General features: G+C 72.7%; 22 protein-coding genes and 1 pseudogene. 3 read left to right on the top strand and 20 right to left on the bottom strand.

Annotated features, from left to right (window positions below; genetic code table 11):
• Positions 1-105: 105 nt before the first annotated feature.
• From pheA to PVK37_RS05790, 5 genes are all read right to left on the bottom strand, one after another.
• Positions 106-1062 carry a prephenate dehydratase gene (gene pheA / locus PVK37_RS05810; RefSeq protein WP_275032706.1) on the bottom strand — a complete coding sequence of 319 codons (957 nt, stop codon included), beginning with the start codon at positions 1060-1062 and terminating at the stop codon, positions 106-108.
• A gap of 10 nt (positions 1063-1072) precedes the next feature.
• Positions 1073-1582 (bottom strand): hypothetical protein, encoded by a 510-nt coding sequence (locus PVK37_RS05805; RefSeq protein ID WP_275034977.1) that lies wholly within the window; start codon positions 1580-1582, stop codon positions 1073-1075.
• 121 nt (positions 1583-1703) lie between these two features.
• Positions 1704-2093 (bottom strand): ACT domain-containing protein, encoded by a 390-nt coding sequence (locus PVK37_RS05800; RefSeq protein ID WP_275032705.1) that lies wholly within the window; start codon positions 2091-2093, stop codon positions 1704-1706.
• 95 nt (positions 2094-2188) lie between these two features.
• Positions 2189-2647 carry a hypothetical protein gene (locus PVK37_RS05795; RefSeq protein WP_275032704.1) on the bottom strand — a complete coding sequence of 153 codons (459 nt, stop codon included), beginning with the start codon at positions 2645-2647 and terminating at the stop codon, positions 2189-2191.
• Positions 2648-2816: 169 nt separating this feature from the next.
• Positions 2817-3557 carry a hypothetical protein gene (locus PVK37_RS05790; RefSeq protein WP_275032703.1) on the bottom strand — a complete coding sequence of 247 codons (741 nt, stop codon included), beginning with the start codon at positions 3555-3557 and terminating at the stop codon, positions 2817-2819.
• A 163-nt stretch (positions 3558-3720) separates the two neighbouring features.
• Here PVK37_RS05790 and PVK37_RS05785 point away from each other — a divergent pair, with 163 nt between their 5' ends.
• Positions 3721-4929, top strand: coding sequence for an arginine deiminase (locus PVK37_RS05785; RefSeq protein ID WP_275032702.1), 1209 nt, complete (start codon positions 3721-3723; stop codon positions 4927-4929).
• A 111-nt stretch (positions 4930-5040) separates the two neighbouring features.
• Here the strand turns inward: PVK37_RS05785 and PVK37_RS05780 are convergent, their stop codons facing one another.
• The 11 genes from PVK37_RS05780 to PVK37_RS05730 all read right to left on the bottom strand — a co-directional run bounded on the left by PVK37_RS05780 (position 5041) and on the right by PVK37_RS05730 (position 16478).
• Positions 5041-5925 (bottom strand): DUF5926 family protein, encoded by an 885-nt coding sequence (locus tag PVK37_RS05780; protein ID WP_275032701.1) that lies wholly within the window; start codon positions 5923-5925, stop codon positions 5041-5043.
• An 82-nt stretch (positions 5926-6007) separates the two neighbouring features.
• Positions 6008-6424 carry an ATP-binding protein gene (locus tag PVK37_RS05775; protein ID WP_423791057.1) on the bottom strand — a complete coding sequence of 139 codons (417 nt, stop codon included), beginning with the start codon at positions 6422-6424 and terminating at the stop codon, positions 6008-6010.
• A gap of 72 nt (positions 6425-6496) precedes the next feature.
• Positions 6497-7954, bottom strand: a complete 1458-nt coding sequence (locus PVK37_RS05770) for a sensor histidine kinase (protein WP_275032699.1) — start codon at positions 7952-7954, stop codon at positions 6497-6499.
• A gap of 205 nt (positions 7955-8159) precedes the next feature.
• On the bottom strand, positions 8160-8960 hold the full coding sequence (locus tag PVK37_RS05765) for a glycerophosphodiester phosphodiesterase (protein WP_275032698.1): 801 nt from the start codon (positions 8958-8960) through the stop codon (positions 8160-8162).
• Between the two features lie 10 nt (positions 8961-8970).
• Positions 8971-9306, bottom strand: a complete 336-nt coding sequence (locus PVK37_RS05760) for a rhodanese-like domain-containing protein (protein WP_275032697.1) — start codon at positions 9304-9306, stop codon at positions 8971-8973.
• A gap of 26 nt (positions 9307-9332) precedes the next feature.
• Positions 9333-10268 (bottom strand): LCP family protein, encoded by a 936-nt coding sequence (locus PVK37_RS05755; RefSeq protein ID WP_480212893.1) that lies wholly within the window; start codon positions 10266-10268, stop codon positions 9333-9335.
• A 252-nt stretch (positions 10269-10520) separates the two neighbouring features.
• Positions 10521-11735 (bottom strand): LCP family protein, encoded by a 1215-nt coding sequence (locus tag PVK37_RS05750; RefSeq protein WP_275032696.1) that lies wholly within the window; start codon positions 11733-11735, stop codon positions 10521-10523.
• A gap of 259 nt (positions 11736-11994) precedes the next feature.
• The gene (locus PVK37_RS05745) at positions 11995-13212 is read right to left on the bottom strand and encodes an LCP family protein (protein WP_275032695.1); all 1218 of its coding nucleotides are present in this window, start codon (positions 13210-13212) and stop codon (positions 11995-11997) included.
• 76 nt (positions 13213-13288) lie between these two features.
• The gene (locus PVK37_RS05740) at positions 13289-14266 is read right to left on the bottom strand and encodes an NAD-dependent epimerase/dehydratase family protein (protein ID WP_275032694.1); all 978 of its coding nucleotides are present in this window, start codon (positions 14264-14266) and stop codon (positions 13289-13291) included.
• Between the two features lie 192 nt (positions 14267-14458).
• Positions 14459-16135: a solute symporter family protein gene (locus PVK37_RS05735; protein WP_275032693.1), complete on the bottom strand. Its 1677-nt coding sequence runs from the start codon at positions 16133-16135 to the stop codon at positions 14459-14461.
• Positions 16110-16478 (bottom strand): DUF485 domain-containing protein, encoded by a 369-nt coding sequence (locus tag PVK37_RS05730; protein WP_275032692.1) that lies wholly within the window; start codon positions 16476-16478, stop codon positions 16110-16112. Before PVK37_RS05730 ends, PVK37_RS05735 begins: the two co-directional genes overlap by 26 nt.
• A gap of 208 nt (positions 16479-16686) precedes the next feature.
• On the opposite strand from PVK37_RS05730, the gene PVK37_RS05725 reads away from it, so the two are divergent.
• Complete coding sequence (locus PVK37_RS05725) at positions 16687-17421, top strand: GNAT family N-acetyltransferase (RefSeq protein WP_275032691.1); 735 nt, start codon at positions 16687-16689, stop codon at positions 17419-17421.
• Positions 17422-17536: 115 nt separating this feature from the next.
• Here the strand turns inward: PVK37_RS05725 and PVK37_RS05720 are convergent.
• Positions 17537-18070: pseudogene (locus PVK37_RS05720) on the bottom strand (flavin reductase family protein); the annotation flags it as partial.
• A 22-nt stretch (positions 18071-18092) separates the two neighbouring features.
• A complete protein-coding gene (locus PVK37_RS05715) occupies positions 18093-18581 on the bottom strand; it encodes an SRPBCC family protein (RefSeq protein WP_275032690.1) in 489 nt (162 codons plus the stop codon).
• Between the two features lie 78 nt (positions 18582-18659).
• On the opposite strand from PVK37_RS05715, the gene PVK37_RS05710 reads away from it, so the two are divergent.
• Positions 18660-18908, top strand: a complete 249-nt coding sequence (locus PVK37_RS05710; RefSeq protein ID WP_275032689.1) for a hypothetical protein — start codon at positions 18660-18662, stop codon at positions 18906-18908.
• 92 nt (positions 18909-19000) lie between these two features.
• Here PVK37_RS05710 and PVK37_RS05705 read toward each other — a convergent pair whose 3' ends face one another.
• Both PVK37_RS05705 and PVK37_RS05700 read right to left on the bottom strand, forming a co-directional pair.
• On the bottom strand, positions 19001-20683 hold the full coding sequence (locus tag PVK37_RS05705) for an ABC transporter permease (protein WP_275032688.1): 1683 nt from the start codon (positions 20681-20683) through the stop codon (positions 19001-19003).
• Positions 20668-21432 (bottom strand): ABC transporter ATP-binding protein, encoded by a 765-nt coding sequence (locus tag PVK37_RS05700; protein ID WP_275032686.1) that lies wholly within the window; start codon positions 21430-21432, stop codon positions 20668-20670. The genes PVK37_RS05705 and PVK37_RS05700 overlap by 16 nt, the downstream gene beginning before the upstream one ends.
• Positions 21433-21448: the final 16 nt, after the last annotated feature.

Raw genomic sequence — 21448 nt, 5'->3', positions numbered from 1 at the left:
CTTCCTGTTGGTGGCCGCCGCCGGCCGCGTCCGCCCGCTGGTCGGAAGTGGCGGGCCGGCAGCCGGTAGGAGACGGCGCGGCCGGACGCAGTGGGCGCGGTCGGTTCAGGCCAGGTCGCCGGCGCGGAGCCGGGCCAGCCAGGCGGCGGCGTCGGTGTAGTCGGCGTCGGAGAGACCCGCCGGGGCGGGCACCGGCCGGTCACCGCCCGTGCCGCTCCAGCGGTGCCGGGGGTACGAACCCAGGAACCGGACGTCGGCGCAGACCCGGCGCAGCCCCTGCAACGCCTCACCGAGCCGGACGTCCGCCACGTGCCCGGTGCAGTCCAGGAAGAAGACGTACCGTCCGAGAGCCTCGCCGGTCGGCCGGGACTCGATCCGGGTCAGGTTGACCCCGCGTACCGCCAGTTCCATCAGCACCGACAGCAGCGCGCCCACCCGGTCGTGGGCGATGTACACCGCCAGCGAGGTGAGGTCGTCGCCGGTCGGCGGGGGCGGCGGGCCGGGCCGGGACACCAGCGCGAACCGGGTCACCGCGTCCGGATGGTCGGCGATCTTGTCGGCGAGCAGGTTCAGCCGGTGCCGGGCGGCCCCGATCGGGGCGCAGATCGCCGCGTCGTACTCGCCGGCGGCGGCCCCGCCGGCGGCGGCCCCGTTGGAGAGCACGTCCACCACGATCGCGTCCGGCAGGTGGGTACGCAGCCAGTTCCGGCACTGGGTGGAGGCCTGCGGGTGGGCGGCCACCATGCGGACCGCGTCGAGCCGGATGCCGGGCCGGGCACCGAGGACGAACTCCACCGGCAGCACCACCTCCCGGGTGATCACCAGCGGCTCGCCCTCGGCCATTTCGTCGAGGGTCACCCCGACCGCGCCACCGATGGAGTTCTCCAGCGGCACCAGGGCCGCGTCGGCGTCACCCGCCCGTACGCCGTCCAGCGCCTCCCCGACGCTGCGGGCCGGCGTACGGGTGCCGTGCTCGGCGGCCGGCACGGTACGCAGCGCCTGCTCGGCGAAGGTGCCCTCGGGGCCGAGGTAGACGAAGCGGGTCGGTGGCGTTCCGGGCATACCGACCAGCCTACGCAACCGGCCCGAGCCCACTGCCCTCGCAGGCCAGGGTCCGGATTCCGGTCGGCGCGCCGGTGCGTACCTCGATCGTGCAGACGTCCGTGCCGGCGGTGACCAGCTTCAACGACTCCGGGCGGCCCCGGCTGACCACGGTCAGGTCCTCGTAGCCGGAGACCGCGAGCACCGTGTACTGCCAGTCGTCCGCGCAGAGCGGACCGGTCCGCACGGTGACCCGGCTGCCGCTGGGCAGCACCCCGGACGCGCCCCGGACCAGTCGGATGATCCGGTCCTTGGACGGGCCGCCTCGGCAGGCCACGGCGACCGTTCCGGTGTCCGGGGTGACCGGCGGCACGACCGGTGGGAGCGGCGGGGTCGCCGACGGCACGGGGGTCGGGGACGCGGTGGCGGAGGGTGCGCCGGTGCCGGTCGGGGTGGCCGGGCCGCCTGACCGTTGCTCCAGTTCGGGCGGGGCACCGCAGCCGGCGAGGGGTACGGCCACCAGCACGGCGAGCGCCAGCATCCGGGAACGCGGGGCATGGTACGAGGTCACGAGCGGCACGAGCCGATCCTTGACATAGGTGGACATCATTCCGGCCGGGGCGGCCGTGCCCATGGTATGGCCGGATCCGCTCCGGGTGAAGTCAGTCGGCGACCCGGTGTCCGGCCCGGTGCAGGGCGGCCCGGGCCTCGGTGAGGCGTACCGCCGGGACCAGCAGATGGTCGGTGTCGTACGTGGAGAACGCGATCGCGTTGACCCTCGCTTCGGCGAGCGGGCCGACCAGCGCGGCGAGGATGCCGGTCAGGGCCACGTCCAGCGGGCCGGTCACCCGCAGGCACCGCCACGCCGTCTCCGCGGTCACCCCCTCGGGCACCCGTTCGCTCGGGCAGATCAGTGAGACGCCGTCACCGGCCCAGCTCACCGAGACGACCTGCCGGGCACCGAGGTCGCTCCAGACCGTCACGGGGAGGGCGGTGTCCGCGGCCAGCCGGCACACGGAGTACTCCCCCGGCAGCAGAGCGATATCCAGCATGAGGGCACCTTACGGTGTGCGGGGTGGCCGGCCCAGCCTTCCGGGGTACGACGTCCGCCACGTCACGCCGGCCCGGGCCTGCGGCGGAGGCCCGGTCAGACCTCGGAGAAGAAGGTGAGCGAGCCGGCGAGGACGCCGTTGGCGAGCACCGGGGTGGAGATGGCGTCGACGGTGGCGTCGGGCGTGTTCGCCGAGGCGGCCTGCACCCGGAGCAGGCCCCGGGCGAGTCGGCCGGAGGTGAGCGCGAGCAGCGGCGGGATCTTGTCGACCTCCTGCTCGGTCAGCTCACCCCGGTTGGCGGTGAAGTCGAGCAGCCGCAGCCCGCCGTCGAGCAGCGGCAGCCCCACCAGGTCGTCGGGCACCCCCAGGCAGAGCAGTTCGCAGCCGGACGCCGAGACGGCGGCGACCTTGGTCTCCAGGTCGATGAGGAGGCAGGGCTCCAGGGCCCGGGAGACGGTGGCGCACCACTGCCCGAAGTTGTCGGACTCGGGCTCTGTCGACGCGTGCGCCGTCGGCGCGAACACGTCCGAAAGCGAGAGTTCGACGTGGGCCACCGAGCCTCCTCTGTGCACCGCCGGGCTGTCCACGCTGGTCGACCACCTGCTCACCGGTGATCTGCGGAAGCCGCCGGACCGCAGGTGGCGCGGGGTGTCCGCCAGCGGATGACCGGCGACGGCGCGGACCTGGCGGTGAGCTCCCGGCCGCGTGGCGTCGCGGGTGACGTTACCGGTGGTTGGCCCGCTTGTCAGCGGCCATTCGGCTTTCCTCGTACCACCGGTAGTCGGCACCTGGACGGTACGTGCCGTTCGTCCAGGTGGCGGGATGCTGGGCGACCTGGGCCAGTTTCTCGGCCGTGGCCGGGCTGATCCGGTTGCCACCGGCGATCAGCAGCCGGTCGAGTTCCCGGTGGGTCGACATGAGGATGTCCTTCGGCAGCCCGTAGACGCTGATGTCCCCGGAGCCGACGAAGGCCAGCACCGGAGCGACCGGGATGGTCTTGCCGACCGCCTTGGTGAGCGCCTTGCTGGCCCGCTTGGCGTCCCGGCGTGCCTCCGCCACGTACGGCGGTCGCTTGCCGTTGATCTGGACGACGTCCCCGGCGACGAGCACCCGGGTCCGACCGTGGTCGACGATGCTGATCGCGAAGAGACCGCTGGGCCCGATGGCGAGGTACTTGCCGCGTTCGTCCTGTTCCGCGTCGAGCAGCGCGTCCGACAGGTCGATACGCGGCCACTCGATCACGTGCCAGGCCGGCCCGAGGCTGTCGAGCTGGCCGAGCGCGCGCGCTCCGGCGGCCTCCAGCCGGCGGGCACCGCGCTCGGCGCGCCGCCGACGGGCCCACCCGAACGGGGACGGCCGGACCGGCGCGAGCGCGCCGGGCGCCTCGGCGGGTGGCTGTGGAGCACCGGTGGGCGGCAGTGCCCGGCCGGCGGATACGGCTCGTCGTGCGGGAAAGACAGACATCGCGACCTCCGGCAAAAGGTCCCTCGAAGTTATGTCCTCACTACCCTACGTGGCTAGACCGGTGTGTCGGCAAGTCGAAGCACCGGAGTGAGTGCGGATGAATGCCACATTCATGGACGCACCATTTTCCGGATGACGCCAACAGCTGGCCTACGCTGCATAGGTGACCCACTACGTGGACAGTGAGGTCGGCCGGCTCCGCACCGTGCTCCTGCACCGGCCCGGCCCCGAACTCGCGCGACTCACCCCCCGCAACAACGACTCCCTGCTGTTCGACGCTATCCCATGGGTGGGGAGGGCCCAGGAGGAGCATGACGCCTTCGCCGCCGCCCTGCGCGAACGCGGGGTGGAGGTGCTGTACGTCGCCACCCTACTGGCCGAGACCCTCGCCGTACCGGATGCCCGCGCCGAACTCACCGAGCAGGTTCTCCGGGACCGGCGGCTCGGCGACACCCTCCGCCGTCGGGTGGCCGACCACCTCGCGTACCTCGACCCGGTCGCCCTCGCCGGCGTGCTGATCGCCGGCCTGGCCCACGAGGAACTGCGGACCAGCTGGGACCGGCCCGGCGGGCTGGTCTACACGCTCATGGACCGGCACGACTTCGTCATCGACCCGCTGCCGAACCTGCTGTTCACCCGGGACTCGTCACTCTGGATCGGCGACCGGGTCGGGGTGACCAGCCTGGCCATGCCGGCCCGGCGGCGGGAGACCAGCCTGACCGACGCGATCTACCGGCACCATCCGCGCTTCGCCGGCTCCCACTCGGTCTACCAACCCGGACTGGAACACCTCGAAGGCGGCGACGTGCTGCTGCTCGCCCCGGGCGTGGTCGCGGTCGGCGTCGGCGAACGGACCACCCCGGCCGGGGCGGAACGGCTGGCCCGCCAGGTCTTCGCCGCCGAACTGGCGCACACCATGCTGGTGGTTCCGATCGCCCAGGAACGGGCCACCATGCACCTGGACACCGTCTGCACCATGGTCGACGTGGACGCCGTGCTGATGTACCCGAACCTGGCCGACACCCTCTCGGCGTACACGGTGGTGGCCGGCCCGGACGGCGACCCGCGGGTGGACGGGCCGGCGCCCTTCCTGCGCGCGGCGGCCGACGCGATGGACCTCGACGTGCTCCGCGTGATCGACACCGGGCTCGACCCGGTCACCGCCGAACGCGAACAGTGGGACGACGGCAACAACACCCTCGCGCTGGCCCCGCGACTCTGCGTCGGCTACGAGCGCAACGTCGGCACCAACGCCCAGCTCGAACGGGCCGGCATCGAGGTCATCCCGATCGCCGGCTCCGAACTGGGCTCCGGCCGGGGTGGCCCGCGCTGCATGTCCTGCCCGCTGGTCCGCGACCCGCTGACCCGGTAGGTACCGACCCCCTCCCGGCGGAACCGGGAAGGGGGCGACTCAGCGGGCGGCGGAGAGGCAGCGACCCGGCCGCGACGAACGGGTCACCGTCGTTGACGGGCCGGCGGCGGCTCAGCGGAGGGTGAGCTGGCGGCCGAGCAGACCCTGCCGGGTGCGCCGACCGGCGGCGTCCAACGGCGTCGGGTCGGCGAGCGCGTCGGCGTACCGCTTGGCGAAGCCGGCCAGCGGCTCCTCCCACTCCGTCGCGGCCGGCTCGGCGGGCAGGTCCCACACCGGTACGAGCCGCCCGTGGGCCCGGAACATGCCGGCGAACCGGGTCTGCTCGCCCAGCGTCAGCGTGCCGGCCGTACCGAGCCGGGCCAGCGCGTCCAGGGCGGCGTCCTCGTCGTCCGGCAGTACCCAGCGCACGTGCGCCTTCTCCGGCACCTGACACCAGTACGCGGCGCGGGCGGCGGTGAGCCGGACGGTCGGGTACACGGCCGCGTTGGCCCGCTCCAGGGACGCCTGCACGTTCGGGTCGTCGGTGGCGCCCGGGTCGAGCCAGAACTCGAACCCGTCGTGCATGGTGACCTCCAGCGGGCCGTCCACCAGGACGTCCTGGAGCCGGGGGCCGGGGCCGGGCAGCGGGGGCACCGCCACCGACCGGCCCGGCTCGGTACGCAGCGCGCAGAGCAGCGCCTCGGCCAGGTCCCGGGAGACGTCGCCGGACTGGAGGTGCCGTTGCAGCCCGACGAAGACCCGGCCGTCCGGCTTGGTCATCGCCGGGGCGGCCATCGGCAGCACGGTCGCCAGGGTGACCTCGCGCTCGCCGTACTCCTCGACCAGGGCGGGCGTCAGCCGCAGCGGCGCGGACGCGGCCGGGACCAGCTCACGCAGGGCGATCCACTCCGGCTCGTCGGTCAGTCCCTCGAACGGGCGCGGTACGAAGATGTCGCGCACCTTCTCCCGCTTCGGGACGGCTTCGGTGGTCCGCTGGTTCTTTCGACGCTTGCTCACGGCGAGACAGCCTAAGGGCCGGACGGCTGCGACGTGGGGGCGCGGGGTGACCGCCGCCCTCCGGTGCCGGTCCCGGCGGGGCTCAGCCCGCGCCGACCAGGTCCGACCGGGCCACCCCGGTCGGCTCGAAGTCGGCCCAGACGCTCTGGCCCAGACCGTCCCGCTCGACCCCCCACCGGGTCGCCAGGCCGGCCACGATGTGCAGTCCGCGCCCGTCGACAGCGTCCAGCCCGGCCGCGCGCATCCGGGGCGGCGACGCCGCCCCGCCGTCGGTGACCTGGACCCGGACGCGTTGGCCGCCGTCGACGGAAACCAGCCGCCAGGACACCCGCACCACGCCGCCGGGCAGCGGCTCGGCGTGCCGGACCGCGTTCCCGACCAGCTCGGCGAGGACCGCCACCAGATCGGCCAGCAGCGCTGGCGGCACCTCGTCGGCGAGCACCCCGGCGAGGCGGTGCCGGGCCAGGCGCGCTCCGGTCGCGTGGTGGGGCACCACCACGCACCAGGACCGCTCCGCCGATCTCGTCGACACGTCCGTGCCTCCTCGCCGTGCGCCCGCGCCGGTGGGGCCTCACCCGCGCGGCAGTCGCACCTCTGCGACGGTACCCCCACCCGGCCTCGGTCGTAGGGATACCCACCCGTTCTGCTGCTCCACGATCCGGCGGACCAGGTACAGGCCGAGCCCGGCCCCCGGATACCGCCGCCGGTCACCCGACTCGCCCTGCCAGAACCGCTCGAAGGCCCGTTCCACGTGCTGCGGTCGGATGCCGATGCCCCGGTCGCTGACCCGGAACGACACGGTGTGCTCGTCGGCGTCGGCGCTGATCTCGATGGGGGAGCCCGGCGCGGAGTACTTGTCGGCGTTGGTGGTCAGCTCGGTCAGCACGGTGGCCAGGTCGGGTCGGCTGCCGAGGACCTGCGGCAACCGGGCCGGCAGCCGGAGGACGATCCGCTGGCGCAGCTCGCCGGGCAGGTCGGCGACCGCCGACCCGAGCGCCTCGACGAGATCGAAGGCGGTCCGTGGGGTGTCCGCGCCCGGCCCGATGTCGGTGGCGGAGGAGAGCAACCGGTCGACCAGGCGGGCCAGTTCGTTGGCGCGTTGCCCGATCACCCGGGCGGCCTGGCGACGGTCGGCGTCGGTGAGCGAGTCCCAGTGGTCGGTGAGGGTGTTCGCGTACCCCTTGATGACGGTGACCGGGGTACGCAGCTCGTGGCTGGTCACCGCGACGAAGAGGTCTCGGTCCTGGTCGCGGCGGTGCTGGTCGGTGATGTCGCGGAAGGTCACCACCCGCAGCTGACCCGGCCCGGGGAGTTCCCCGGCGGTGACCCGCAACCAGCGCCCGTCCGGTAGCCGGTGGTCGAGCACCTGGCCGGGCGGGGGCAGCGGGAACGGCAGCGGTTCGTTGAGGGCCTGTGCGGCGGTACGGCCGGTGACCCGGGCGGCGGCCGGGTTCCACAGGCGTACGCCGCCGTTGCGGTCGACCACGGCCAGCCCGTCGGCGAGCGCGGCCACCACCGGCCCGTCCCCGTGCACCGGCAGGCCGGTCTGGTCGCCGTACATGTGCGCGACGCAGGTGGCGAGGTAACCGATCACCGAGGGCTCCCCGGTGATCTCCTCGCCGTCGGTCGGGTAGAGGGCGTGCAGGCTGCCCACCGGCAGGCCGGCGATCTCGGCGCGGGCGGCGACCAGGCAGTACAGCCCCCGCCGGGTCAGTTCCGCGGCGTAGCTTCCGGGCTGCTGGTCCACCCGGACCTGCTGCACCCGGGGACCGCGCATCAGGCAGGAGGTGGCCGGGTCGGACGGCGGCAGCGGGCGGCCGATCGCCCACTCGGCCGCGCCGGTCGCGGCGATCACCCGGCCGCCGGTCGGGGCGAACTCGACGAAGGCCATGCCCGCCGCACCGAGCGTGGGCTGGGCCACCCGGAGCAGCTGGGTGAGCACGGGCAGCCCGGCGTCGCCAGAGTTGATCATCTCGATGACGACGGTGTGGCCGGCGATGAGAGCGGCGTAGTCAGGTCGCTCCGGCATGACCCAGAGTGTGCCCTGTCGATCCCCCTTTGGGCACCCCCGGTCGGAACAGGCGTGCTCACCCGGCGGGTCGGCCGCGACGGGGTATACCCGGCGGGTCTGCGACCGGGCACACCCGGCGGGTCGGCCGCGACAGACCGGGCGGCGGGCATGCGCCGTGGTCGGGGCGCGGGCGGATCACGCCCGGGGCATGGCGGTACGGGGATCAGGCGGTGGGCCGGCCGCAGTGGGCCAGCGCGAGGGCCGGCCGGTCGGTGATGATCCCGTCCACCTCGGCGGCGAGGACGAGGTCGAGGTCGGCCGGCTCGTTGACCGTCCAGACGTACACCTGGTGGCCGGCGGCGCGCAGGGCCGGGATCAGCTGCGGCCGGGCCCGGACCAGGGCCACCCCCGGCCCGGCGATCCGGACCCCGAACGGCAGCCGGCCGGCCCGCAGCCAGGCCGGCAGTACCTCCAGCAGCAGCACCGTCTCCAGCGCCGGCGCGAGTTCCCGGATCCGGCGGATCGCCAGCGGGGCGAACGACATCACCACCACCCGTACCGGGTCGTCCGGGCGCGGCTCGGCCAGCCCGTACCGGCGGAGCAGTTCGACCAGCCGTCGTTCCACGCCGGCACCGTGCCGGGTGGGGTGTTTGGTCTCGATCAGCAGCCGGACCGGCCGGCCGGCGGCCCGGACCGCGTCGAGCAGCCGTTCCAGGGTGAGCAGCCGGGTACGCGTGGGGTCGACCGGCTCGTCCGGGTCCGGTGGGGCGCAGCCGGGGTGCCACGAGCCGAAGTCCAACGCCTCCAGCTCGGCCAGCGTGTACGCGCTGACCCGCCCCCGCCCGTTGCTGGTCCGGTCCAGCCGCCGGTCGTGCAGGCAGACCAGGTGCCCGTCCCGGGTCAGCCGGACGTCGCACTCCAGCCCGTCGGCGCCCTCGTCGAGCGCCCGCAGGTACGCCGCGAGGGTGTGCTCGGGCAGGTCGGCGGAGGAGCCTCGGTGGGCGAAGACCAGGGGACCGCTCATCGCCGCTGGGTCAGATGACGTGGCCCGGCGCGCCGCTGTCGGTGGTCACCGGTCGGCCGGCGGCGGCCCAGTGGCCCATCCCGCCCTCGACGTTGCGGACCTGGTCCCAGCCGTTGTTCATCAGGTACGCGACGACCTGGGCGGAACGACCGCCGGAGCGGCAGATCACCGCCACGTCCCGGTCGTTGGGCACCTCGGCGATCCGGGCGGGCAGTTCCATCATCGGCAGGTGGTGCGCGCCGGGGGCGTGCCCGGCCGCCCACTCGTCGTCCTCCCGCACGTCCAGCAGGTAGGTGTCGTCGGCGACGTCGTTCACGGTCATGGTGGGTACCTGGGGTCCGAACACGGAAACAGGTTAGCTGTCGCCGGGGCTCAGAGGTGGTTCACCCACCGGGGGTTCGCGGCGGTCCACTGGGCGGCCCGCCCGGTACGGACCGACTCGAACAGCCCGTTGCCGCCGTTGTCCAGCACGACGTACGACACCCCGCTGATGACCTGCGGCGACGACGGCACCTGGAGGCCGACCAGCCCGTCGGAGGGTAGCGCGCGCAGCGCCAGCACCAGGTCCTCCAGGGGTACGCCGTTGGTGTCGACGGTCAGCGAACCGCCCACCGCGCGGATCACCTCGTCCAGCTTGAGCGGGTCGCCGCGCAGGTTGGTCTCGCCGGCCCGCTGGAGCATGGCGTGCAGGAGCTGCTGCTGGTGGCGCTGCCGGTCGTAGTCGCCGCCGGGCAGGTCGTAGCGCTGCCGGACGTAGTCCAGCGCCCGCGCCCCGTCCATCTGCTGACAACCGGGGGCGAAGACCGTGCCGGTGTGCACCGAACGGACCTCGGTGTCGACGCACATCCGGACCCCGCCGAGCAGGTCGATGACCTTGCGGAGCCCGGTGAAGTCGATCATGGCGGCGCCGTCGAACTCCAGCCGGGTGAGCCGGTGCAGGGTCGCCGACAGCAGCCGGCTGCCCGCCTCGCCCCCGCCGCCCAGGTCGTACGCGGCATTGATCTTGTCCTGGCCGCCGCCGTACCCGTTCGGGGCGGGCGGGACGGCCACCAGCAGGTCCCGGGGTACGGAGATCAGGTAGGCCCGTTTCAGCCCGGCCGGCAGGTGCACGACCAGGATGGTGTCCGAGCGCTCGTCGGCTTTCCCGACGTTGCCGAACCGGTCGGAGCCGACCAGCAGGTACGTCAGCGGGCCGTCCGGGTCGGTCCGGTCCCGGCGGACGTCGTCGTCGAGCAGGTGTCCCCGGGCCACCGAACGGTCGTACCGTTCGGTGAGGGCCTGTACGCCCACCACCGCGACGGCCGCCACCAGCGCCAGCGCGACGCCGACGCCGATCAGCAGCCGCGCCCAGCGCGGCGTGCGGCCGGCCGGTCGACGCCCGGCTGTACCCGTCCTGCCCCGCTCCGACCTGGACGTGACGCCTCCCCCCAGCCGGCAGGTGAATCCTGCTCACCTTCAGGCTAGGGGGGCGATCCGCGACATGAGTGGCTTTCGTCCGATCCGCCGGGCTGTCCCCCGAGGGTGTCTCCGAGCCAGGCGTCCCCGCGGCCGGGGAAGCCGCTACTTGCGGGTGGAGAGCACGCCCGGATTCGCGAACACGAACTCGGAGAGCTTGTCGTTCTTGACCGCCTGGAACATGTCCAGGGTCAGCGGGCTGAGCGACTCCCGGCCGTGCTCGTTGACGTGGTACGTGCCGTTGTTCGTCCGGAGCATGGTCAGCTCGTTGTCGGTGACCCCGCGCAGGGTGAAGACCAGGTCCGCCACGTCGGCCCGACCGGTGTCCAGGACGAGCGTGTCCCCGGCGGCCTCCATCAGCTTCTTCAGCTTCAGCGGGTTGGTCATCGCGCCGTCGCTGATCGCCTTCTTCGCCATCGCCTTGATCAGCTGCTGCTGGTTCTGCTGGCGGTCGTAGTCGCTGTTCTTCAGACCGTACCGCTGGCGGGAGTAGTCGAGGGCCTCCCAGCCCTCCATCTCCCGGCAGCCCTTCTTGTGCACCACCGGCTTCATCGGCTTGCCGGTCTTGCGCGCCTCGGCGTTCCACATCGGCTTACCGTCGACGTACTTCATGTGGTACGACGTGACCTCCTGGGTGACGCAGATGCGTACCGTGCCCAGGGCGTCGATCACCTTCTTGAAACCGCCGAAGTTGATGATGGCGGCACCGTCGAAGCTGACCCCGGTCATCTTCTTGATGGTCTGCGCCATGAGCTGCGCACCGCCGGCCCAGCCGCCCCCGTTGCGCATCCCGAACTGGAAAGCGGCGTTGATCTTTTCGGTGCCGCCGTCGAACCCGGTCTTCGGGAACGCCGGAATGTACGCCTCGGTGTCCCGGGGAATCGAGATCAGGTACGCCTGGTCGTGCGTCGCCGGAATGTGCAGCACGATGATGCTGTCGGCGCGTACGTCGTCACCCGAGTTCGCCCGCGCGTCCACGCCGAGCAGCAGCATGTCGATCGGGCCCTCGAGGGTGTCGCCGCCCTCGGCGTCGGTCTTGCCCGCGTCGCCGAGCAGGTTCTGCTGGGAGATGTTCCCGGTGGCCTGACCGATGATCGCCTTGCTGCCCACGATCGCGGCACCACTGGTCATCATCAGCACCGCGCCGACCACCACGGTCAGCCGGGCCCAGAGCGGGTCCTTGCGGCGCTTGCGCTTCGGCGGGCCGTCACCGGCACGGCTACCGCCCCGGCGGGGCGGCGGAACGACGGACGCGGAGACCCGACCGGCCGAGGGTACGGGTTCGCGTGACGGAGGGCGACGACGGGACTGAACCGGCATGCGTTCTCCAGCTCGCGAGATCGGGGGCGGGATCACTTTACGGATCCGATTCCGATCTGGCGAGTTCATCGGCGCGCCGTTTCCGGTCTTCCGGACATCGATGCCATCTAGTGACCGAACGGCTGAGCCGTGGAAACCGATCGGCGGCCGGCCCGCCCACCGGGGCGTACCGACCGCCGATCGGTTTCCACGTCCGTCGAACAGTTCAGGGCGGAGTCCGTCGGACCCTGACCATCCGGGCCATGACCAGGACCGTTGGTCAGCCGCCGGCCTTGGGGGCCGGCTGGTTCGCCTTGACCCACTGGGCCATCTCGTCCTTGGTCATCGCCCGGTACATCGCCAACGCCTTCTCCCGGTCGGAGACCACCACCGACTCGCCGTCGATGGTCTCGCTGCCGTTGTGCGGGCTGGTCACGAAGGTGAGGTTGTCCCCCCGCAGCTTCCGGAACTGCATCGCCATGTCGACCAGCGAGAAACCCTCGTCCACGGTCACCGCGGCGGTCACCGACTGGAGGAAGGCGTTCAGCTTCCGGGGGTTGCTCAGCGTGCCGCTGCTCGCCGCCTTGTCCATCAGGGCCCGGAGGAACTCCTGCTGGTGCCGCATCCGGGCGAAGTCACCCTGGGGGAACTGCTTGCGCTGGCGGATCCAGTCCAGCGCCTCGGCCCCGTTCATGTGGTTGACGCCCTTGGTGAAGGTCCGGTACGGCTTGTGGATCGAGGTGATGGTCCGCTCCACCGGCAGGTCGACCCCGCCGAGGGCGTCGGTGACCTGCTTGAAGCCGGCGAAGTCGATCGCCATCACGTGGTCCAGGTGCACGTCGGTGAAGCACTCCACGGTCCGTACCGCCAGCGGCAGACCGCCGAACGCGAACGCCGCGTTGATCTTCCCGCGCTGACCGGAGGCGCAGTCCGCGTTCGCGCTCTCCGGGATCGGCACGTACAGGTCACGGGGGATGGAGACCAGGTACGCCTCGGCGTGGTTCGACGGGATGTGCATCACGATGATGGTGTCGGCCCGCCACTGGCTCTTCTGGTCGACCGGGGCGTCCGGGTCCCGCGAGTCACTGCCGACCAGCAGGATGTTCAGCGCGCCGTCGACCGTCTTGGCCGGCCGACCGTCGGTGATCTCGGAGAACGGGTCGGTCCGGGCGAGGTCCTTGTCCAGTCCTCGGGCGTAGACCCAGGCACCGATCCCGCCGAGCAGCGCGAGCACCAGCACCACCACGCCGGTGACCAGCGCGATCCGCCCCCAGCGCGGCCGGGGTCCGGGCCGACCGGGGCCGACCGGACGCCCGGGGCCGCCCGGCCCGGTCGGCCCACCACCGGCCAGGCCGGGCCCGTCGTGGTCCGGGTACCCGGCGGCCGGCCCACCCGGTCGGGCCCGCCCGGTCGGGCCGGAGCCGGGGACCGAGGCGCGCCCGGCGGAACCCCGGTGCAGGTACGGGAGCCGGAGGCCGGCTGGCATGGTCGCTGACATGTAACTCAGGGTACGTACCCGGGGCCAGTCACGCCTTCAGGTGAAGCAACGCGGTTCGGGTCCCGCTACCGGACGGTCACCCCATCCGCTGCCGGAAGTGGTCGATCGTGCGTCGGAGGCCGTCCTCGGGCGTGATCCGGGGTTCGTATCCGAGCAGTTCCCGGGCCAGGGTGAGGTCCGGCCGGCGCTTCTCCGGGTCGTCGGCGGCGCGGGTGACGTAGGCCACCTCGGAGCTGCTGCCGGAGAGCGACACGATCAACTCGGCCAGTTGCCGCATGGTCATCTCGTGCTCGGTGCCGCAGTTGACCGGGCCGGTCTCGGTGGAGTCGAGCAGCAGCAGGATGCCGCGCACCAGGTCGTCGACGTAGCAGATCGACCGGGTCTGCGCGCCGGTGCCGTGCACGGTGATCGGCTCGTTCCGCAGCGCCTGCGCGATGAAGGTGGGGATGGCCCGGCCGTCGTCCGGACGCATCCTCGGCCCGTACGTGTTGAAGATCCGTACGATCGCCACGTCCAGGCCGTGGAAGCGGTGGTACCCCATGGTGGCCGCCTCGGCGAACCGCTTCGCCTCGTCGTAGACGCTGCGCACGCCGATCGGGTTGACGTTGCCCCAGTACGTCTCCTGCTGCGGGTGCTCCTTCGGGTCGCCGTACGCCTCGGAGGTGGAGGCCAGCAGGAAGCGCGCGCCGTCGGCGACCGCCCGGTCCAGCAGGTGCAGGGTGGCGACCGAGCCGACCCGGAGGATCTCGATCGGGAGCAGGGCGAAGTCGGTCGGGCTGGCCGGGGAGGCCATGTGCAGGATCGCGTCGAACCGCTCGGCCAGGGCCGGGTGGTGGGTCGGCAGGCCCTCGGAGACGTCCGCCTCGACGAGGGTGAAGGTGGGACGCTCGACGAGGTGGGCCACGTTCTCCTTGGAACCGGTGACGAAGTTGTCCACCGCGACGACCGTGCACCCGCGGTCGAGCAGCACCTCCACCAGGTGCGACGGGACGAAACCGGCACCTCCGGTGACCAGGATGCGATGACCGGGGCCGAAACGGGGAGCTACCTTCATGCCGGCCAGCCTACTCAGCGGCGGCCGGGACCGCGGCTCGACCGGCCCGGCCGCGCGGGCCGGACCGGTGCGACGACGTGGGCCGGACCGGTCCGGTGGCGCGGGTCCGACCGGACCCTTTGGCGCGGCCCGACCGGTCCGGTGGCGCGGGCCCCGCGCCGCGACACCACCGGACCGGTCCGTCCCGACGCGTCAGTGGGCGCCGGCGCCGGTGAGCGCGCGCACCTCCAGTTCCGCGTACTTGTCGTCGTCGCGTTCCTTCGAGATCACCGTCCCGAGCCAGCCGCAGAAGAAGCCGAACGGGATGGAGAGGATGCCCGGGTTGGACAGCGGGAACCACTGCCAGTCGTGGTCCGGGAACATCGAGGTCGGCGACCCGGAGACGACCGGCGAGAAGAACACCAGACCGACCGCGGAGAGCAGACCGCCGTAGATCGCCCAGACCGCGCCGGAGGTGTTGAACCGCCGCCAGAACAGGCTGTACAGGATCGCCGGCAGGTTGCCCGAGGCCGCCACCGCGAAGGCCAGCGCCACCAGGAACGCCACGTTCAGGTTCTGCGCGTAGATCGACAGCAGGATGGAGACCGCGCCGATGACCAGGGCGGAGAGCCGGGCGACCCGGACCTCCTGCCGCTCCGAGGTCTGCCCCTTCTTCATCACGTTGGCGTAGAAGTCGTGCGCCAGGCTGGACGAGGACGCCAGCGTCAACCCGGCGACCACCGCCAGGATGGTGGCGAAGGCGACCGCCGCGATGATCGCCAGCAGGGCCGCGCCACCCAGGTCCCCGCCGAGGAAGTCGACGCCGAGCCGCTCGGCCAACTGTGGCGCGGCGGTGTTGCCCGCCTTGTCCTGGGCGGTGATCGCCTCACCGCCGACCAGCGCCGCCGCCCCGAACCCGAGGGCCAGGGTGAGCAGGTAGAACGTGCCGATGATGCCGATCGCCCAGAGCACGCTCTTGCGGGCCGCCTTGGCGGTGGGCACCGTGTAGAAGCGGATCAGGATGTGCGGCAGACCCGCCGTACCGAGCACCAGGGCGATGCCCAGCGAGAGCAGGTCGACCTTGTTGTAGAAGGTCTGGGTGGCGTTCCCGGCCACCTCGACGCCGTACCGGAGCCCGGGTTCCAGGAACGCGCTGCCCTTGCCGGAGGAGGCGGCGGCGTCGCCGAGCAGCGACGACAGGTTGAACTTGTACTTCGCCAGCACCAGCAGCGTCATGATCAGCGCGCCGCCCATCAGCAGGAACGCCTTGACGATCTGGACGTACGTGGTGCCCTTCATCCCGCCGACCGTGACGTAGATGATCATGAGGGCGCCGACCATGATGATGGTGGCGACCTTGGCGGTGTCCGCGTCCATGCCGAGGAAGGTGGTGCCCGGCCGGATGCCGAGCAGCAGCGCCACCAGCGCGCCCGCGCCGACCATCTGGGCCAGCAGGTAGAAGATCGACACGGTGATGGTGGACGCCGCGGCGGCGGTCCGGACCGGCCGCTGCCGCATCCGGAAGGCCAGCACGTCGGCCATCGTGTACCGGCCGGAGTTCCGCAGCAGCTCCGCGACCAGCAGCAACGCCACCAGCCAGGCGACCAGGAAGCCGATCGAGTAGAGGAAGCCGTCGTAGCCGTACAGGGCGATGATGCCGGCGATGCCCAGGAACGACGCGGCCGACATGTAGTCACCGCCGATCGCCATGCCGTTCTGGAAACCGGAGAAGGACCGGCCACCGGCGTAGAAGTCGGTCGCCGTCTTGGTCTGCCGGCTGGCCCAGATGGTGATGGCCAGGGTGGCCGCCACGAAGACCAGGAACAGCACGATCGTCAGGTTGCGGGCGGTGCTGCTGCCCGCCTCAGCCGCGAGGACCGTCGTGGTCATGGTTCACCTCCCCGATCTCGTCGCGGATCCGGTCGGCGACCGGGTCGATCCTGCGGTCGGCGTACCGGGCGTAGAGCCAGGCGATCAGGAACGTCGAGACGAACTGGAGCAGCCCGAAGACGAGTGCGACGTTGATGTTGCTGCCGAACAGCTTCGTGCCCATGAAGCCCCGCGCGTACGCGGAGAGGATCACGTAGAGCGCGTACCACAGGAAGAAGGCCACGGTCATCGGGAAGACGAAGCCGCGCAGCGCGCGGCGCAGACCGGCGAACTCGTCCGACCGTTGTACGGCGACATACCGCTCACGGGTCGTCGTGGCGGGAGAGGGTGTGTCCGTCGACATCTGTAGATCACCACCTTTCGCGGGCGTGGGGTGTTCCGGGCACGGTAGGGATGCTGCTTGCCGTCCGGGAAGGGAAGGATCGGCGTCGGTCGTTCAGTGCGCCGAACGGCAGGTTCGCTGCGCCGAGTGACCTGGGTCACTCCGCCCAACGGTCGGCGGACGGTAACTCACTGGCCGGCGGCCAGACCCGGCACTACCTTCACCGGCCATGGACCCTCGTCCCGCACCGGCCGTCGGGCCGGCCAGCACACCCGTCCCGCAGCCGGGTCCCGCACCGGCTCCCGGACCGGCCTCGCAGCCGGCCACCGGACCGGTCCCGCAGTCGGGTCCCGCGCCAGCCCTCGAACGGGTCCCGCTGCCCGGTACCGCGCCGGCCGCCGGGCCGAGGGCCGCACCGGCGCTGGAACCGCGTACCGAGGAGGCCCGCGACCACGAGGCGGTCCTCGACCTGCACCGGCGCGCTTTCGGCGACCACGGCCGGGTGGTGGCGGACCTGGTACGCGGCCTGCGCCGGGACGATCCGGACGCGCTCTCGCTGGTCGCGGTGGCCGACGGTGCGGTCGTCGGGCACGTCCTGTTCAGCCGCTCGCTGCTCGACGCGCCCCGCCGACTGGTCCCCGTCCAGGTGCTCAGTCCGCTCGCGGTCACCCCTGAGCTGCACCGACGCGGCATCGGCGCGGACCTGGTCCGGCACGGCCTGGCCCGGCTCGACCGGGCCGGGGTGCCGCTGGTGTTCCTGGAGGGCGACCCCCGGTACTACTCCCGACTCGGCTTCTCGGCCGGCCGGGAGCACGGCTTCCGCCGGCCGTCGCTGCGGATCCCCGAGGCCGCCTTCCAGGTCATCCGGCTCTCCGCGTACCAACCGTGGATGACCGGCACCCTGGTCTACTCGGCGACCTTCTGGGAGCACGACTGCGTCGGCCTACGCGACCCGCAAGCCTGAGACCCACCCGCGAAGCCTGGACCCGACCCCGCGCAGGCTGGGCTGCCCGTGGCCGGGCCCACCCGTGAAGGCCGGGCCGGGTCCGATCCGGGAGCCGGACGGCGGTTCCGGGTGGTCAGGTCGCCAGTTCCCGGTACCGGCCCCGGTGGTGCAGCAGCGGGTCGCCGTCGTCGGTCAGCGTCACCGTCTCGACGACCCCCTCGACCAGCAGCCCCCAGCCGCACTCGCGGCTGTCGTCGAGCCGGCAACCGGCCCAGCCCTCGGCGTCGGCCGGCACCGGACCGTACGGGGTCTCGACCCACTCGTCCAGGGCGAACAGGCCGCCGGGGGACGGGAAGAGACCGGCGAACCGGTCGGCGAGCTGCCGGTGCGCCGGGCCGAGCACCGCGACCGCGAACCGGCCGGACTCCTCGACCGCCGCCCACAGGTCCGCCTCCGGGTCCACCAGGCCGAGCAGCCGGTCCGGCTCACCCTCGGCGACCAGGGTCGAGGAGACGGTCAACCCGGCCGGGCCGGGAGCCGTCCAGAGGGTCACCGGTGACGCCAGCCGTCCGCGCAACCGGCGGGCCGGCGAACGCTGGCCGGCCGGCGTGGCGAACGGGTCGACATGGTGGATCTCGGCGCCGGGCTGATGTTTCACGGGAAACATTGTCACCCGGGCCGACCCGGGTTCAGTGCTGGACGGCGGCCCGCGCGGCGGCCAGTACCTCCGGGTCGACACAGCCGGCGGCGTACCCGGCGATCCGGCGGCGGATGTCCCGGCCCAGCAGCCACACCCCGATCCGCTCGGCCACCGGCCGCAGCAGCGCCGGCCGGCACCGGAAGCTGTACCGCCAGGTGGCGACCGTGGTATCCGGCTCGGGGCCGGGCGCGAACCGCCAACCACCCGCGAACATCTCGAAGAACCACGGTCCCCGGACCATCTTCATGCCCACGTGGCTCGGTGGCGCGTACGAGACGTACTCGCTGACCATGAGCAGCCCGTGCCGGGACCGGGTGACGGTGCGTACCCCCTTGCCGGGCCGGGTGGCCCCGTCGGCGAAATGCTGCTCGCGGACGAACGGGTCCCACCGGTACCGCACCGGCGCGACGGTCTGCGACACGGCGAAGGCCAGCTCCGGCGGCACCGGAACCACGGTCACCGATTCGACGACGGGCACCGGCCCATTGTGCCCCCGCCGGTCACCCCCGAACCGGTGGGACCGGTGGTGCTGGCGACCGGCCCCTATGGTGCCGACATGGCCCCCGTCACGCCGCAGCAACTCGCCCAGACCCACATCGTGCCCGCTGACGCCGTGCTCCGTAACGAGGTCGACTACCGGGGCTACCCGCACCGGCACCTCGCGGTCGCCGCCCGCCCGGGGCTGACGCACAGCGGCCTGACCCAGCTCATGGCGGCGGTCGAGTACCTCTGCCCGTACGGCTGGGAACTGGTCAACGTCTCCAGCGGCAACAGCCTCTTCTACGCCTTCCTGCGCCGTACCTGACGGCGATGACCCGCCCTGCCCGGACGACGCCGGCAACCCCGCCCGGCCGGGTCGGACGACGCCGGCAACCCGCCCGGCCCGGACGACGCCGGTCAGCGGCGCGGGGTGACGGCGGTGAGCAGTTCCGGCAGCCGGCGGTCCAGCACGTCACCGGCCAGGTACGCGCCGAGCAGCGCCGCGCCCACCCCGTACGCCAGGCCGACCGGCAGGGCCAGCCAGAGCCACACCGTGCCGAGCAGCGCCGCTGCCGCGATCAACGGCACCGAGGCGGCTGCCGCGGCGATCAGGGACAGCAGGGTCAGGAAGCTCTTCGCCACCCCGGCGCCGGTGTTGATGGCGAACGGGTTGCTCGTCTCCGGCAGCGCGTACGCGCCCAGCACCGACACGAACGAGTTCACCGCCAGCCCCACCCCGTAGGTGCCGATCAGGGTGCCGGCGGCCAGCCCGAGCCAGCCCGGCTCACCGACCACCAGTACCACCACCACGCTGATGCCCAGCAGGATCGGCACCACGTACACCGAGAACGCGGCCATCCGGGCCTGCAGCTCCAGCCGGCCGGGCACCCCGGCCACCACGTTCGCCGCGTACGCGCTGCCGTCGAAGCCGAACTGGTTCGCCAGGGTCAGCGAGGCGAGCGATCCGACGAACAGCAGCGAGAGGCTGATCACCAGCGGTGAGGTCTGGAAGCCCGACCCCTCGGTGGGGTTGAAGCCGCCCAGGTTCACCATGACCGGCAGGAACATCCCGACCACCCCGATGGTGATCAGGTTGGCCCGTCGCCGCGCGTCCCGCCACCAGTAGCGGCACTCCCGGGCCACCAGCGCGCCGAACCGGTCCCGCCGCAGCCAGCCCACCGCCCGTGGGAAGAGTTGGGCAACCGGCGTGCCGGACGGGCCGGACCGCTCCTTCGCCGGACCCGAGCTGGCCGCGCCGACCATCGCCGACTCCAGCGACCGGGACCACCAGACCAGCAGCGCCAGCACCGTCAACGCGGTGATCGCCAACTTCACCGGGACCGCCCAGGCCCGGCCCTCGGCCACGTCCAGGCCCACCGTCCAGGGCGCGCCGAACGGGGTCCAGCCGACCACCCGCGCCGCGTCGGCCAGCCGGTCCCAGTCGGCCCGCTCGGCCGCCGCGACCACCGCGATCTGCACCGGCCCGAGCAGCGCGGCGAGCACGGCCAGCAGCACGGCGGCCAGGTCGCGGACCCGACGGGACCGGAGCATGGTGGCGAACGCGCTGGTGATGGCGCGACTCGCGGCGATGCAGAGCAGCAGGCCGCCGACCACCCCGACCACCTCGACCAGCCCGGCGGCCCAGCCGCCGAGCCGCCAGGCGGTGACCACCAGGCCGGTGGTGGCGAGCAGCGCGGCCAGGACCGGCACGCTCACCGTGGCGGCGGCGAACAGCCCGACCACCAGGGTGCGCCGGGACAGCGGCAGCAGGGCGAACCGGGCCGGGTCGAGGGTCTCGTCCACCCCGAAGAAGACCAGCGGCAGCAGCAGCCAGCCGAGCACCAGCAGCCCGCCACCGAACCCGGCGGCCAGCACCGCGAAGTCCGGCTCGTCGGCCAGCCCGGGGAGCGCGAACAGGAAGAAGCCGGTCGCGGCGAACCAGAGCGCGACGACCAGGCCGGTGACGAAGAGGCCCACCCGCCAGCCCTTGCCCCGGAGGTTGTTGCCCATCACCCGCAGCTTCAGCCGGACGAAGTGCCGGGCGGACACCGGGCGGAGCCGCTCGGCCGGGGCCGGGGCCCCGGTCACGTCGACAGCCACGACAGCTCCTCGCCGGTCGCCGTCCGGCCGCCGACCACCTCGACGAAGACCTGCTCCAGCGAGCGGTCCCCGCGTACCTCGGCCAGCGTGCCGACCCGCTTGATGGTGCCGTCGGCCAGGATCGCCACGTGGGTGCAGAGCCGCTCGACGACCTCCATCACGTGACTGGAGAAGACCACCGTGCCGCCCCCGGTCACGTACCGGTGCAGGATGTCGCGGATCAGCGCCGCCGACACCGGGTCGACCGCCTCGAACGGTTCGTCCAGCACCAGCAGCCGGGGGCCGTGCAGCAGGGCGCAGGCCAGGCCGATCTTCTTCTTCATCCCGGCCGAGTAGTCGACCACCAGGGTCCGGCCGGCGTCGCCGAGGGCGAGCACGTCCAGCAGCTCCGCCGCCCGCCGGTCGACCACCGTCGGGTCCATGCCGCGCAGCAGACCGTGGTACGCGAGCAGCTCCGCCCCGGTGAGCCGGTCGAAGAGGCGTACGCCGTCCGGCATCACGCCGAGCAGTCGCTTGGCCTGCACCGGGTCGCCCCAGACGTCGTACCCGAGCACCCAGGCCCGGCCGGCGTCGGGTCGGAGCAGGCCGACGGCCATCGACAGGGTGGTGGTCTTGCCGGCGCCGTTCGGGCCGAGCAGCCCGTAGAACGAGCCGGCCGGCACGTCGAGGTCGACGCCGGCCACCGCCACCTTGCTGTCGAAGCGTTTGGCCAACCCACGCAGGACGAGGGCCGGGTGTTCACCAGTCATGACCCGAAACCTATCC

It is taken from the genome of Micromonospora cathayae (assembly GCF_028993575.1).
GTDB lineage: Bacteria > Actinomycetota > Actinomycetes > Mycobacteriales > Micromonosporaceae > Micromonospora > Micromonospora cathayae.
This window is presented reverse-complemented; position numbering and strand designations above follow the sequence as displayed.

Coding starts and splice junctions, on each gene's coding strand:
- pheA (WP_275032706.1), bottom strand. CDS start 1,062: ATGCCCGGAACGCCACCGACCCGCTTCGTCTACCTCGGCCCCGAGGGC.
- PVK37_RS05805 (WP_275034977.1), bottom strand. CDS start 1,582: ATGCTGGCGCTCGCCGTGCTGGTGGCCGTACCCCTCGCCGGCTGCGGT.
- PVK37_RS05800 (WP_275032705.1), bottom strand. CDS start 2,093: ATGCTGGATATCGCTCTGCTGCCGGGGGAGTACTCCGTGTGCCGGCTG.
- PVK37_RS05790 (WP_275032703.1), bottom strand. CDS start 3,557: ATGTCTGTCTTTCCCGCACGACGAGCCGTATCCGCCGGCCGGGCACTG.
- PVK37_RS05770 (WP_275032699.1), bottom strand. CDS start 7,954: ATGCCGGAGCGACCTGACTACGCCGCTCTCATCGCCGGCCACACCGTC.
- PVK37_RS05765 (WP_275032698.1), bottom strand. CDS start 8,960: ATGAGCGGTCCCCTGGTCTTCGCCCACCGAGGCTCCTCCGCCGACCTG.
- PVK37_RS05750 (WP_275032696.1), bottom strand. CDS start 11,735: ATGCCGGTTCAGTCCCGTCGTCGCCCTCCGTCACGCGAACCCGTACCC.
- PVK37_RS05745 (WP_275032695.1), bottom strand. CDS start 13,212: ATGTCAGCGACCATGCCAGCCGGCCTCCGGCTCCCGTACCTGCACCGG.
- PVK37_RS05740 (WP_275032694.1), bottom strand. CDS start 14,266: ATGAAGGTAGCTCCCCGTTTCGGCCCCGGTCATCGCATCCTGGTCACC.
- PVK37_RS05735 (WP_275032693.1), bottom strand. CDS start 16,135: ATGACCACGACGGTCCTCGCGGCTGAGGCGGGCAGCAGCACCGCCCGC.
- PVK37_RS05730 (WP_275032692.1), bottom strand. CDS start 16,478: ATGTCGACGGACACACCCTCTCCCGCCACGACGACCCGTGAGCGGTAT.
- PVK37_RS05725 (WP_275032691.1), top strand. CDS start 16,687: ATGGACCCTCGTCCCGCACCGGCCGTCGGGCCGGCCAGCACACCCGTC.
- PVK37_RS05710 (WP_275032689.1), top strand. CDS start 18,660: ATGGCCCCCGTCACGCCGCAGCAACTCGCCCAGACCCACATCGTGCCC.
- PVK37_RS05700 (WP_275032686.1), bottom strand. CDS start 21,432: ATGACTGGTGAACACCCGGCCCTCGTCCTGCGTGGGTTGGCCAAACGC.